Origin of the sequence: Romboutsia sp. 13368, assembly GCF_018336475.1 — a bacterium.
GTDB lineage: Bacteria > Bacillota > Clostridia > Peptostreptococcales > Peptostreptococcaceae > Romboutsia.
The window spans coordinates 1,899,857-1,913,055 of sequence record NZ_CP048741.1; the positions used below are offsets into that span (position 1 = coordinate 1,899,857).

Annotated in this window: 13 protein-coding genes; 3 read left to right on the forward strand and 10 right to left on the reverse strand. The window is 26.8% G+C overall.

Translation table 11 applies throughout. The annotated features are described in order from the left end of the window. Positions 1-80: 80 nt before the first annotated feature. The 4 genes from plsX to G3997_RS07835 form a co-directional block, all read right to left on the reverse strand. A complete protein-coding gene (plsX, locus tag G3997_RS07820; protein WP_296645168.1) occupies positions 81-1,088 on the reverse strand; it encodes a phosphate acyltransferase PlsX in 1,008 nt (335 codons plus the stop codon). 187 nt (positions 1,089-1,275) lie between these two features. Then, entirely contained in the window at positions 1,276-1,452 is a 177-nt protein-coding gene (rpmF, locus tag G3997_RS07825) for a 50S ribosomal protein L32 (RefSeq protein WP_071119670.1), read from the reverse strand. Positions 1,453-1,465: 13 nt separating this feature from the next. Next, the gene (locus G3997_RS07830; protein ID WP_296645173.1) at positions 1,466-1,993 is read right to left on the reverse strand and encodes a YceD family protein; all 528 of its coding nucleotides are present in this window, start codon (positions 1,991-1,993) and stop codon (positions 1,466-1,468) included. A gap of 157 nt (positions 1,994-2,150) precedes the next feature. Continuing rightward, positions 2,151-3,347: an acetate/propionate family kinase gene (locus G3997_RS07835; protein ID WP_296645175.1), complete on the reverse strand. Its 1,197-nt coding sequence runs from the start codon at positions 3,345-3,347 to the stop codon at positions 2,151-2,153. A 280-nt stretch (positions 3,348-3,627) separates the two neighbouring features. Between G3997_RS07835 and G3997_RS07840 the strand changes: the two genes are divergently transcribed. Both G3997_RS07840 and ylbJ read left to right on the forward strand, forming a co-directional pair. Beyond that, entirely contained in the window at positions 3,628-4,896 is a 1,269-nt protein-coding gene (locus G3997_RS07840) for a nucleotidyltransferase (RefSeq protein ID WP_296645178.1), read from the forward strand. 68 nt (positions 4,897-4,964) lie between these two features. Next, positions 4,965-6,179: a sporulation integral membrane protein YlbJ gene (gene ylbJ / locus G3997_RS07845; RefSeq protein ID WP_296645181.1), complete on the forward strand. Its 1,215-nt coding sequence runs from the start codon at positions 4,965-4,967 to the stop codon at positions 6,177-6,179. Positions 6,180-6,191: 12 nt separating this feature from the next. Here ylbJ and G3997_RS07850 read toward each other — a convergent pair whose 3' ends face one another. From G3997_RS07850 to G3997_RS07875, 6 genes are all read right to left on the reverse strand, one after another. Beyond that, positions 6,192-6,716, reverse strand: a complete 525-nt coding sequence (locus G3997_RS07850; RefSeq protein ID WP_296645184.1) for a hypothetical protein — start codon at positions 6,714-6,716, stop codon at positions 6,192-6,194. After that, complete coding sequence (coaD, locus tag G3997_RS07855) at positions 6,707-7,216, reverse strand: pantetheine-phosphate adenylyltransferase (protein ID WP_296645185.1); 510 nt, start codon at positions 7,214-7,216, stop codon at positions 6,707-6,709. Before coaD ends, G3997_RS07850 begins: the two co-directional genes overlap by 10 nt. Before the next feature lies 1 nt (position 7,217). Further along, entirely contained in the window at positions 7,218-7,772 is a 555-nt protein-coding gene (gene rsmD / locus G3997_RS07860; RefSeq protein WP_296645186.1) for a 16S rRNA (guanine(966)-N(2))-methyltransferase RsmD, read from the reverse strand. Positions 7,773-7,810: 38 nt separating this feature from the next. Next, positions 7,811-9,871 carry an ATP-dependent DNA helicase RecG gene (gene recG, locus G3997_RS07865; protein ID WP_296645187.1) on the reverse strand — a complete coding sequence of 687 codons (2,061 nt, stop codon included), beginning with the start codon at positions 9,869-9,871 and terminating at the stop codon, positions 7,811-7,813. Between the two features lie 110 nt (positions 9,872-9,981). Beyond that, positions 9,982-11,607 carry a DAK2 domain-containing protein gene (locus tag G3997_RS07870; protein WP_296645188.1) on the reverse strand — a complete coding sequence of 542 codons (1,626 nt, stop codon included), beginning with the start codon at positions 11,605-11,607 and terminating at the stop codon, positions 9,982-9,984. A 14-nt stretch (positions 11,608-11,621) separates the two neighbouring features. Next, positions 11,622-11,972: an Asp23/Gls24 family envelope stress response protein gene (locus G3997_RS07875; protein ID WP_296645190.1), complete on the reverse strand. Its 351-nt coding sequence runs from the start codon at positions 11,970-11,972 to the stop codon at positions 11,622-11,624. A gap of 367 nt (positions 11,973-12,339) precedes the next feature. Between G3997_RS07875 and rpmB the strand changes: the two genes are divergently transcribed. Beyond that, positions 12,340-12,528 carry a 50S ribosomal protein L28 gene (rpmB, locus tag G3997_RS07880; protein WP_296645192.1) on the forward strand — a complete coding sequence of 63 codons (189 nt, stop codon included), beginning with the start codon at positions 12,340-12,342 and terminating at the stop codon, positions 12,526-12,528. Positions 12,529-13,199: the final 671 nt, after the last annotated feature.

Consider the following 13,199-nt stretch of genomic DNA (forward strand, 5'->3'; position numbering starts at 1 on the left):
TATTTAATAATTGAATTTAAGATATCAACTAATATTTTATTTTTATATATTTTCTTATATAATTCGTTTAAATCTATATACTATTTTTCTTCATTTTTATTATTTTCTAAAAATACTTGTATTTCCTTAACTACATTTCCTTTTGCAAACTTTATACCTTGATTTATTGCATTTTTTATAGCTTTTGAGTCTGAACTTCCATGAGCTTTTATTACCCCACCATTAACGCCTAAAAGTGGTGCTCCTCCATATTCAGAATAGTCCATATAGCTTTTTAATTTTTTTAAATCATCTTTTATAAGCATAGCACCTAATTTACCTTTTGTGCTGCTTAATAATGTTTCTTTCATAAGCTTCATAACAGACATTGCTACACCTTCTGTTGATTTTAATAATATATTTCCTGTAAATCCATCGCAGACAATTATATCAGTATATGCATTTATAACATCTCTTGCCTCTATATTCCCTATAAAGTTTAAGTCTAAATTCTTTAATTCTTCATATGATTTTTTAACTAAATCATTTCCTTTTCCTTCTTCTATACCTATGTTAGCTAATGCTATTTTAGGATTACTTATTCCTAATACCTTATTTGCATATATATTACTCATACCTGCAAATTGAACTAAGTTTATAGGTTTACAATCAGCATTGGCACCACTATCTGCTATTAAAGTCATGCCTCTTTTTACATTAGGTAACGCTGGGCATAAGCAAGGTCTATCTATACCTTTTATTCTTCCAACAACAAATACGCCTCCAGCAAGTACTGCTCCAGTGTTTCCTGCTGATATAAATGCTTGGGCTTTGCCTTCTTTAACAAGTTTAAGTCCAACTACCATAGATGAATCTTTTTTACTTCTGATAGCTTTTACAGGCTTGTCTTCATTTTCAATAATTTCAGTAGTATGTACTATTTCTAATTTACTTCTATCAAATTCATAATTAGCAAATTCTTTTTCAAGTAAATCTTTATCTCCAGTTATTATTATATCTACATTATATTCTTTTATAGCATTTACTACACCTTCTACATTTGATTTTGGTGCATTATCTCCACCCATACCATCTACTACAATTTTCACAAATATTCCTCCTTACTTAGTTTATATTTATTATTTTATATATTATATTATAGCTTTTTATTATCATAATTGTAATCATTACTAAATAATAGTAATATAATATCTTTTCTAGTAACCATTATTATCTTATATAATTTATTATAAACAAAAAAACATGTAGAATAAATTCTACATGTTTTAGAAGTTATTATTCAGATACAACTTCTTTACCTTTATAATATCCACAGTCTGGACATACTCTATGTGGTAATTTTGGCTCATGACATTGTGGACAACTTACGAATCCAGTTGCTACCATTTTAGAGTTAGCTGCTCTTCTCATTTTAGTTTTTGATTTAGATGTTTTACGCTTTGGTACTGCCATTTACGCCACCTCCTTAGTCATTTTTAAATATATCTTTTAATTTAGCAAAACGGGGATCTATGATCTCCTCGTCGTTCGCACTTTCATTACAAGAACAAGCTTCTATATTTAAGTTTGCTCCGCATCCTTGACAAAGTCCCTCACAGTCTTCTTTACAAAGAACACTTGCAGGTATTTTAAAGTCTAATGTCTGTTCTATTATATCAACAAGATCTAAATCTTGTCCATCAAATAATAATGCATCATCATCTTCAAATTCATCTTCATCAAAGCCTTCTTTTACTAAAAAACCTTGTATAGAATATTCTATCGGTACTTCTACCTCATCTAAACATCTTGAACAATTGTCAATAAGTGTAAAGTCAACATCTATATCTAGGTATAAACCTTTATTAGTGTTTGAAACTTTACCTTCTATATTTATTGGTGAGGCTAGTTTGTAATCAGTATTACAATAACTAATAGTATCAATTTTTTGAGAAAAATTCAAGTCTAATTTGTCAGTTTCTCTTCTAATTAATTTATCTAGACTTATTTTCATCAGATTCACCTCAATACATTACCAATTTATTATACAAATTTGGCTTTTGTTTGTCAAGTATTTTTACTTGATAGATATTTTTGCCATTAATCCTGTATATCTACAAAATATAAGGTAGGTTTTACCCTACCTTATAAAATATTATATCCATTTATAATTATTTTACTAATTCTAATGTATCTCTTGCTATCATTAACTCTTCGTTAGTAGGTATTAATAATATCTTAACTTTTGAATCTTCTGTAGATATTACTCTTTCTTTACCTCTTACTTTGTTAGCTTCTTCATCTAACTTCATTCCTAAGAAGTCCATGTTAGCCATTATATCAGCTCTCATTTCTATACCATTTTCACCAACACCAGCAGTGAATACAACAGCGTCAACACCGTTCATTTCTGCAGCATAAGATCCTATATATTTCTTAACTTTCTTAGCATATGATTCTAAAGCTACTTGAGCTAATTCATTATTTTCAGCAGCAGCATCTTCTATATCTCTGAAGTCTGAAGATATACCAGTCATTCCGTATACTCCTGACTTTTTGTTCATTAAATCGCTTAATCCTTTAGCATCTAATCCTTCTTTTTCCATTAAGAATGGTAATATAGCTGCATCTATATCTCCACATCTAGTTCCCATTATTAATCCTTCAAGTGGAGTGAATCCCATACTTGTATCAACAGACTTACCACCATCAACAGCAGCTAAAGAAGCTCCATTTCCTAAGTGACAAGTTATTATTTTACAATCTTCTATGTTTTTACCTAACATATCAGCAGCTCTTTGAGATACATATCTATGAGATGTTCCATGGAATCCGTATCTTCTTACACCGTACTTAGTGTATAGCTCATTAGGTAATCCATATAAATAAGATGATTTTGGCATTGTTTGATGGAAAGCCGTATCGAATACTGCTACCATTGGTACACCTGGAAGTATAGCTTCACAAGCTTCTATTCCCATTATGTTAGCTGGGTTGTGAAGTGGTGCTAATTCTACACATTCTTGTAATGCAGCTTTTACTTCATCAGTTATTACTACAGATGCAGCAAACTTTTCTCCACCGTGAACAACTCTGTGTCCTACAGCTTCAACTTCTTTTATATCTTTAACTCCACCGTATTGTGCGTCAACTACAGCGTCTAATACTAACTTTATAGCATCTTGATGGTTTTTCATTGGTTGCTCAACTATAAGTTTTCCTTCAACACCATCTTTTTCTTGCTTTAGTATAGAACCTTCTATACCTATTCTTTCAACTAATCCTACACATAAAACGTCTTCATTTGACATATCTATTAATTGATATTTTAATGAAGAACTACCACAGTTTAATACTAATATTTTCATTAGTATACCTCCTTGAAATTTCATAGATAATATGTAATAAGCCTTAGGCTTAAATATACTAAATATATTTGTATACATTAAACATTTTAACAATATTTAATATACCACTTTTTTCAAAAAAAGTATAGATAATTTAATATAATTTATATTAACCTATATTATTTTTCTCAATTTGTTATAATATTATAATATAATTAACAAATTTATTTTTAGTACAAGTACTATTTCTTCATAATTTGTTAAAAACCTTTATTTTCAAATATAAAAAGGAGATTTTTTCATGAAAATACTTGGACTTATAGTCGAATATAATCCTTTTCATAATGGACATTTATATCATTTAGAAAAATCTATAAAAGAAACTAATGCTACTCATACTATAGCTATTATGAGCGGCAATTTCTTACAAAGAGGAGAACCAGCTTTATTCGATAAATATACAAGAGCTTATGCTGCTGTAAAAAATGGAGTTGACTTAGTAATAGAACTGCCTACAATGTTTGCTTGCCAAAGTGCAGAGATATTTTCTCACGGTGCAATAGCTACTCTAAATTCTTTAAATTGTGTTGATTCTATTTGTTTCGGAAGTGAAGAAGGTGATGTTAATATACTTAAAACGATTTCTGAAATACTAGTAGATGAACCTAATGAATTTAAAATATATCTAAAAAAATACTTAGATGATGGTATGCTTTTTCCAACTGCTAGGAGTTTAGCTTTATTTGATTATATTAATAAATATAATCTTTTAGATATATCAAAAGAAAAGCTATTAGATATATTAAATTCATCAAATAATATCCTAGGTTTAGAATATATAAAAAGTATATTAAAACTAAAAAGTAACATAAAACCTTATACTATCACTAGAGTTCAATCTCAATATAATAGTGAAACTATAGAAAGTAATATTTGTTCTGCAACTGCCATAAGAAAGCAATTAAAAGATTTTACTAATATAGACTCTATATCATCTGTTGTACCATGTAATACATTTAATACATTAAAAGATAAAATAAATAATAATTTTGACCCTATGTTTGATGATAATTATTTTGAAATTCTATCTTCAATAATAGTCAGGGATATAAATATATTAAATACATATTTTGAAGTTAATGAAGGTATAGAAAATAAAATATATCAAAGCATTTTTACCTCTTCATCATTAGATGATTTAAAGGAATCTATAAAATCTAAAAGATATACTATGACAAAAGTTAAAAGAACCTTAAATAATATATTACTAGGTATAACTAAATACGATATGAATAATATAAAAAATATTGATAGTATACCTTATATAAGAATATTAGCTTTTAATGATAAAGGTCGTGAGATAATAAAAAATATAAAAAATAATTCAGATGTGAATATTATAAATAAATTTTCTAATATTTCATTTTCTAAAGATGATAAAATATTTAAAACATTAATAGATTACGATATAAAAGCAAGCAATATATATAATCTTATCTACTATAAAAATAATAGAAATCTACTAAAAGGACCTATGGACTTTTATATATCACCTAAATATGTAAAATAAGTATACAACCTTTTATCATATATGCCAAATCCATCTAATATAATAATTCTATATTAGATGGATGGTAGGTGATCAAAATTAACAAAAAACAAATTATTAACTTTTTTTTTCCCATTTTAATTGTTATTACATTAATATTAGGTATCATTAAATTTCCAAACCAATCTATTTTAGCAGCTCAAAAAGGAATATCTATTTGGGTTAATGTATTAATCCCTTCACTTTTACCCTTTATAATAGGTGCAAATTTAATAATAGACTTAAAAGTCGTTGACATAATAGGATATATAATAAATCCCGTTGCAAAATTTATTTTTAATGTTTCAGGTAAAAGTGCATTAGTATTTGCTATCTCTACAGTATCCGGTTATCCTGTAGGTGCAAAATTAGCTTCTGAACTTAGAAATCAAAAACAAATTTCAAAATTCGAAGCACAAAGATTAGTTTCATTTTGTTCTACATCAGGTCCACTTTTTATAGTTGGTGCTGTAGCAACTGGAATGTTTAAAAATCCTGAATTAGGATATTTGATGCTTATCTGTCATTACCTTGGATCTATTTCTGTTGGAATCTTATTTAGAAATTACGGTAAAGAATCCTTGAACAATACAAAAACTTCTCTAAAATCTAATGTAATAAACACTATAAACGATAGATACAAAGATGAAAGAGGTTTTTTTGTTTTATTTGGAAATGCTGTATTTAATGGTATTAATACATTACTATCTATAGGTGGTTTTGTAATTGTATTTTCTGTAGTTTTTGAAATTTTTTCATTATTTAATATAATATCTTTAGTTTCTTCAATACTATGTATACCTTTATCAATATTTGGCGTTACAAAAGAACTTTGTAATGCATTTATAAGTGGTTTATTTGAAATGACTATCGGGTGTGATAAAATCTCATCTGTATTGTCAGTACCAGAAGTCTTAAAAGCATCTCTTTCTAGTTTTTTAATAGGATTTAGCGGTTTATCTATATTGGCTCAATGTTGTAGTTTTATAGCTAAAACAGATATAAGCACAAAATCATATGTTTTGAGTAAATTTCTACATGGTTTATTATCTAGTATATTCACATTTTTATTATATCCTCTATTAAAATCTGATTCATTTGTATCAAATTTTGGTACAATGCACAACTTTATTTATGATAATTCACTATGGAGTTTTTATTTAGAAAATTATAATATAATACTTCCTATTTTTATATTAATTTACATATTTATAATTCTTTCAATATTAGAAAAAACTAGTTATAAATTAAATAAAGAAAGCTAACCTTAGCTTTCTTTATTTTCCTGGATTTAATTCTATTCTATTTCTTTCAACTTCTTGTAATATGCTTTTTAAGTTATGCTCTACAGTACTCAATACATCTTCTGCATATTCTATTGATCCTAATTTTATTTCTTTTGCAACAATTTCAGCTCTTGAAATAATTTCATTTGATTTTTCTTCAGCTCTAACTACTGGCTCACTAGCCTCTAAATATGCATCTAATATTTCTTGAGAATTTTTCTTTAATTCTTCTATATTATTTTCATATTCTTCTTTTATTCTCTCAGCTTCTTTTTTAGCTTGTTCTACTATTTCCATAGCTTCTTGCTTAGATTCATTTATTATTTTATGTCTTTCTTGGTTTACCCAATGTGCCTGTTTTAACTCTTCAGGCAATGAAGCCTTTATACTGTTAATTAATTCTAATACTTCTTCTCTATCTATACTACATTTATGAGAAAATGGTATAGAAGAAGAATTTTTTATTATAGATTCTAACTCTTCGAATCTATCCATAACTTCTAAATCTACATACATTTTTCATTCCCCCTATTAGTTTTTCTTTCTAATTCATCTAAAACTGTTTTTGGTACTAAATTTTTAACATCTCCACCAACTGTTACTACTTCTTTTACCAATGATGAACTTACAAATGAATGTTCCACCTTTGTAGGTAATATAATAGTTTCTATATCAGGATCTAATTCTCTATTCATATGAGCCATTTGTAACTCATATTCTATATCAGCACCTGTTCTTACACCTCTAACTAAAGTATCTATTCCATTATTTTTGCAATAATTTACTAAAAGCCCATCAAAGCTAACTATTTTTATATTTTTTAAATGCTTTGTGCAAGATTTTATTAATTCTACTCTTTCATCAAAATCAAATAATCCTTTTTTATTAGGATTATAAAGAACTCCTATTTGTAATTCATCAAATAATTTTGAAGCTCTACAAATTATATCTAAATGACCATTTGTTATAGGATCAAAACTTCCTGCAAATATAGCTTTTCTTTTTTTACTTTTCATTTTATTCCTCCAGTTTATAAAATGTTAAAGTTGTATTTCCATATTTCTTTTCTTTAGTTTTTTCTAATCTTCCTATTTTATCTATAAATTTATCTTTTGTATCATGCTCAACTACTATAATACCGTCTTCAGATAATAAATTTGAATTATCAATATTTGAAAGAGCATCTATAAACATATTCTTATAATATGGAGGATCCATAAATATTATATCAAATTTTTCATTTTGCATTTTTAGCCTATCTATTGCAGATTTAAAATCTATATTTAAAATTGTACTCTCATTTTCAAATCTAGATTTTTTTACATTAGATTTTACTATATTTATACTATCTTTACTAACATCAACAAATGTAGCAGATAATGCACCTCTAGATAAACATTCTATACCTAATGAACCTGTCCCTGCAAATAAGTCTAATACATTACTATCTATTATATATGGATTTATTATATTAAATAAAGATTCTTTAACCCTGTCTGTAGTAGGTCTTACATCTTCATTTTTAGGAGTATCTAATTTTAGTCCTCTTACTTTTCCTGATATTACTCTCAAAAAACTTCACCTCTTTGTATATTTTAACATAAATTTAACTAATTTAATGAAATTTCTTTAACAGAATGCTCAAATTTTGACAGAATTTCTTTCTTTAAAAACTTATTTTCATAATTTTCTAGTTTATAGTCTAAACCTATAATATATCTAGCTTCTTGTTGAGCTAATTTTAGTATTTTCATATGTTTAAATATATTTGCAACTTTAAGTTCTGGTAAACCATGTTGCCTTGTTCCAAAAAATTCTCCTGGACCTCTTATTTCTAAATCTTTCTCTGATATTTTAAATCCATCATTTGTCTCTTCCATTATAGACATTCTTTGCTTACAAACTTCGCTTTTTGATGCATATATTAAAATACAGTAAGACTTATGACTCCCTCTACCAACTCTACCTCTTAGCTGATGAAGTTGAGCAAGTCCAAATCTTTCAGCATTTTCTATTATCATTAAAGTTGCATTTGGAACATTTACACCTACTTCAATTACAGTTGTAGACACTAATATATCTATATCCTTATTTTTAAAACTTTTCATTATTTCATCTTTTTCACTAGCCTTCATCTTTCCATGTAAAAGACCCACTCTTAAATCACTAAAATACTCTACTTTTAATTCTTCTACTAATTCTGTTGCTGCTTTAGCCTCTATAGATTCACTTTCTTCAACTAATGGACAAACTATATATACTTGTCTACCTTTTTCAACCTCTTTTCTAACTAAGGAGTTATAGGCTTTATCTCTTTTACCTTTATCTATAGCTAGCGTTTCTATTGGTTGTCTTCCTGGAGGTAATTCATCAATTATAGATATATCTAAATCACCATAAAGTATTAGAGCTAGAGTTCTTGGAATTGGAGTTGCTGTCATAACTAATATATCTGGATTTATTCCTTTTTCTGAAAGCTTACTTCTTTGTCTAACACCAAATCTATGTTGTTCATCAGTTATAACTATACCTAAGTTATTAAATTCTACTTTATCCTCTATTAAAGCATGTGTTCCTATTAATATATCAATTTCTTTATTTTTTACTCTCTCAAGAACTTTTTCTTTTTGTTTCTTAGTAAGACTTCCTACTAAAAGTTCTATTTCCATCCCAAAAGGTTTTAACGTTTCACATAATGAAATATAGTGCTGTTCTGCTAAAATCTCTGTTGGAGCCATTAAAGCTCCTTGATATCCATTTAAAACACAATTTGCTAATGATAAAAGTGCAACTACAGTTTTACCTGAACCAACATCTCCCTGAACTAATCTATTCATAACCTTATGTGACTTCATATCATTTATTATTTCATTTAAGGCTTTATTTTGAGCATTGGTAAGCTTAAATGGCAATGAATTTAGTATGTTGTCTAATTTTTCTTCTCTATTAAATTTTATTCCATCAACTTCACTAGTTCCATTTTTAAACATAAATAATCCTAATTGAAGAATTAAAAATTCTTCAAACACAATTCTATATAAAGCTATTTTTAATGATTCTTTACTTGTGGGATTGTGAATATTTCTTATAGCATAATCTATACTACATAATTTATACTTTTCTATTATTCTTTGAGGTAAATATTCTTTTATTTTTAATTCTTCATTACTTAATACTGATTTTATAATACTTATAATTTCTTTATTAGTTACTCCATAAGTTAATGGATATATAGGCATAACCTTACAAGTATTTTTAGGAACATTCGTAAGGTGCTCTATTTCACATGAACCTAATTCTATAGTTTTAAATTCTTTTTTTACTTTTCCAAAAACTAATATAGTATCTCCACATTTATATAAATTTTTTATATGTGGTTGATTAAAAAAAGCAAGCTTTGCATATCCAGTTTCATCTCTTATATCAATTTTAGTTAAAGTCATTCCTTTTTTAGGAGTTGTTGTATTTATAGATACTATTACAGCTTTTATAGTAGCTTTTTCATCATTTTGTAATTGAGCAATTTTTTTCAAATTATTTCTATCTTCAAATTGTCTTGGAAAATAAAATAACAAATCTTTCAATGTAAATATACCTAATTTATTTAGTTTATATGCTTTTTTAGGTCCAATGCCTTTTACATATTGTATGTCTTTCTCTAAATCAATCATTCTAATCACCTATAAATAAAGTCCTGTACAAATAATATTATTATACAGGACCTTAAAAATTAATATATTAATCTATCCAAATTACTAAAAAGTATGTTTTTACTAGATAATTATTCAACTGATATTAAGTAGTAATAAAGAGGTTGACCTCCGTAATATAGTTCAATATCTATATCTTCAAACTTTTCCTCTAATTCATCACGAAGTTTATTTGCATCTTCTTCTGTAACATCTTCACCATAGAATAGTGTTACTATAGCACTATCTTCATCAACTAATTTCTCTACTAAAGATTTAGTTATAGTATCTACACCTTCACCAGCATCCATTAATTTACTTTCAGCTATACCTATTATATTTCCTTCTTTAACCTCAACATCATTCATTACAGTATCTCTAACTGCAAATGTTACTTGGCCTGATTTAACCATAGTTAAAGATTCCATAAGAGCTTCTTCATTTTCTTCTACACTAGCATCAGCATTGAAATTAACTAATGCAGTAAACCCTTGTGGAGTGTTTTTAGTTGGTATAACTATTATATTTTTATCACTTAATTCCTTAGCTTGGTTAGCTGCCATTATTATATTACTGTTATTTGGGAATATAAATATATTTTTAGCATTTATATTATCTATAGCCTTCATAAAATCTTCTGTACTTGGGTTCATAGTTTGACCACCTTCTATTATGTAGTCAACACCAAAGTCCTTAAATATTTTAGCAAGACCTTCTCCCATAGACGTTGCTATAAATCCATATTCTTTTTCCTCTACAGATTGAGCTATTTCATCTGTATTTTCTATTAATGTATTTTCATGTTGAAGTTTCATATTTTCTATTTTTATAGTCACTAATTGACCGTGTTTTAAAGCTTCTTGAAGTACAAGACCTGGATCATTTGTATGAATATGAACTTTTATTATTCCTTCATCTCCAACAACAGCTAAACTATCTCCATAAGGTAACATTATATCTCTTATTTCAGTATCACTTATAGAATCACTTTCTAATATAAATTCTGTACAGTAGCAGAATTTTATATCTTCAGTATTTATAGAAGTTCCTGCTTGCTTAACTTCTTGAATATTTGAACTACTAGCGTCTTTTGCTTCTATTGGATTTCCTTTTAAAGCTTCATACATACCTTCGTATATAAGAACTAATCCTTTACCTCCAGAGTCTACAACACCCGCTTCTTTTAAATTCTTAAGTAATTCTGGAGTTCTTTCTAAAGATTCGTTAGCTTCAGCTATAACCATTTCTAAGAACTTTAATAAGTCTTTTTCTTTCTTAGCTGCCTTTATAGCATATTCTCCACTTTCTCTTACTACTGTTAATATAGTTCCTTCTATTGGCTTTATAACAGCTTTATAAGCTGTATCAGATCCATTTTTAAAAGCTTTAGCTAAATCTTCAGTGTTTATCTTATCTTTACCTTCTATTGATTTTGAAAAACCTCTTATTATTTGAGATAATATAACACCTGAATTTCCTCTAGCTCCCATTAAAGAACCTTTTGATAAAGACTTTCCTATATCTGTTATGCTGTTAGTTTGAACTTTAGATAGTTCTTTCATAGCATAAGATATAGTAAGCGACATATTTGTACCTGTATCTCCATCTGGCACAGGGAACACATTTAACTTGTCCACTAAGTCTTTATGATTTTGAAGATTGTTTGCACCTGATACAAACATATCTCTTAACATCTTACCTTCTATATATTGAATCATATTTTTCCTCCTAATTACTTAACTCTTATACCTTGTACGTTTATATCTATCTTACTTACATTTATTGATGTAATCTTTTCAACTGTATATTTTACCCTATCTATTATATTATTAGCAACTGTTGATATATTTGTTCCGTATTGTAGTATAACATAAAGTTCTATTGCTATAGTATTATCTTCTAGTTCTTCAACTACAACGCCCTTAAAAGCATTTTCACCTTTTAATAACTCTACTATGCCTTTAGACTTATATCCTAATCCTACTAGTCCATAGCTTTCCATTGCTGCTCTATACGCAACTTGTGATATAACGTGTTTATCTATTTCTATACTTCCATACTGATTAACTATTTTTGCACTCATGGTTTTTGCCCCCTTAAGTTTATTTATTTTTAAATTTTTAAATAAATTTAATTTTCTGTATAATATTATATTTTATAGNNNAATTTATATATACTATAATACTATAAATATGTTATAATTTAAATCTACCCAAATTTATTATAAATTAAATTTTATAAATTTGGTTTGTAAGAAAAGAAAAAATTTAGTATTTCTTTTTTTATATTTACTTTATACAGAATTATATATATAATTTTATATGATAACAACAAATTCTTCAATATGTGTAAAGCAAATATATTTTTATTGCAAATTTTTAATATTTATGTTAATATAAATATGTTTTTAGTCTTTAAATATAGTTATCATTTTAAGGAGGTGTACGTAAATGGCAAAGGTATGTAGCGTATGTGGTAAAGGAAAGGTTTCTGGAAACCAAGTATCACACTCAAATAGACATAGCAGAAGAACTTGGTCTGCTAACTTAAGAAGCGTTAGAGCTATAATAGCTGGTACTCCTAAGAGAGTTAAGGTTTGTACTAGATGTTTACGTTCTGGAAAAATAGAAAGAGCTTAATAAGTTCTTTTTAAAAGCCTACTGATTAGTAGGCTTTTTTATTATTTTTTAGAACTTTTCATGAATTTTAAAACTATATTAGAAAGCCATTTTGGTAATTTTATTGTAACCATTTTCATAAAATATCCCCCCTACTATTTAATTTAAACTCATTATCTTAGTAATAGATTTAACTTTTATGTAGGATTTTACTCAATATACATTCTATAAAGCMTTATAATTAATTTAAAYTCATTATCTTAGTAATAGATTTAACTTTTATGTAGGATTTTACTCAATATACATTCTATAAAGCCTTATAATTAGTAAAAAATATAATAACCCACATTTAATAAGAGTAAATCCTATAAGAGATTTTCATATCTAGTTAAGCAATATAATAAATACTTATAGTATGATTTAAATCTCTTGGTTACATTCTATATTCTTAATTTATGCAAAATAGTATATAATTAGACCTGTCCATACGTTTTTGTAAATAAAAATAAGATGTAAAATATACATCTTATAATTTTTACACTTCATTATATACGCCGTTAACTATATTATCTATAGCTTTTTTATCTGTAAAATCTATTGGATTTTCTACTATATCTAAAATAATTTTTTCATCATTTGTTATATCTGTATATTTTTTATTAGATATACTTGACCTTAAGCCTGTTATTAAT

Coding starts and splice junctions, on each gene's coding strand:
- coaD (WP_296645185.1), bottom strand. CDS start 7,216: ATGAAAAGTAAAAAAAGAAAAGCTATATTTGCAGGAAGTTTTGATCCT.
- G3997_RS07875 (WP_296645190.1), bottom strand. CDS start 11,972: ATGAGTGCAAAAATAGTTAATCAGTATGGAAGTATAGAAATAGATAAA.
- rpmB (WP_296645192.1), top strand. CDS start 12,340: ATGGCAAAGGTATGTAGCGTATGTGGTAAAGGAAAGGTTTCTGGAAAC.
- G3997_RS07850 (WP_296645184.1), bottom strand. CDS start 6,716: ATGTATGTAGATTTAGAAGTTATGGATAGATTCGAAGAGTTAGAATCT.
- G3997_RS07830 (WP_296645173.1), bottom strand. CDS start 1,993: ATGAAAATAAGTCTAGATAAATTAATTAGAAGAGAAACTGACAAATTA.
- G3997_RS07870 (WP_296645188.1), bottom strand. CDS start 11,607: ATGATTCAATATATAGAAGGTAAGATGTTAAGAGATATGTTTGTATCA.
- G3997_RS07835 (WP_296645175.1), bottom strand. CDS start 3,347: ATGAAAATATTAGTATTAAACTGTGGTAGTTCTTCATTAAAATATCAA.
- rpmF (WP_071119670.1), bottom strand. CDS start 1,452: ATGGCAGTACCAAAGCGTAAAACATCTAAATCAAAAACTAAAATGAGA.
- recG (WP_296645187.1), bottom strand. CDS start 9,871: ATGATTGATTTAGAGAAAGACATACAATATGTAAAAGGCATTGGACCT.
- G3997_RS07840 (WP_296645178.1), top strand. CDS start 3,628: ATGAAAATACTTGGACTTATAGTCGAATATAATCCTTTTCATAATGGA.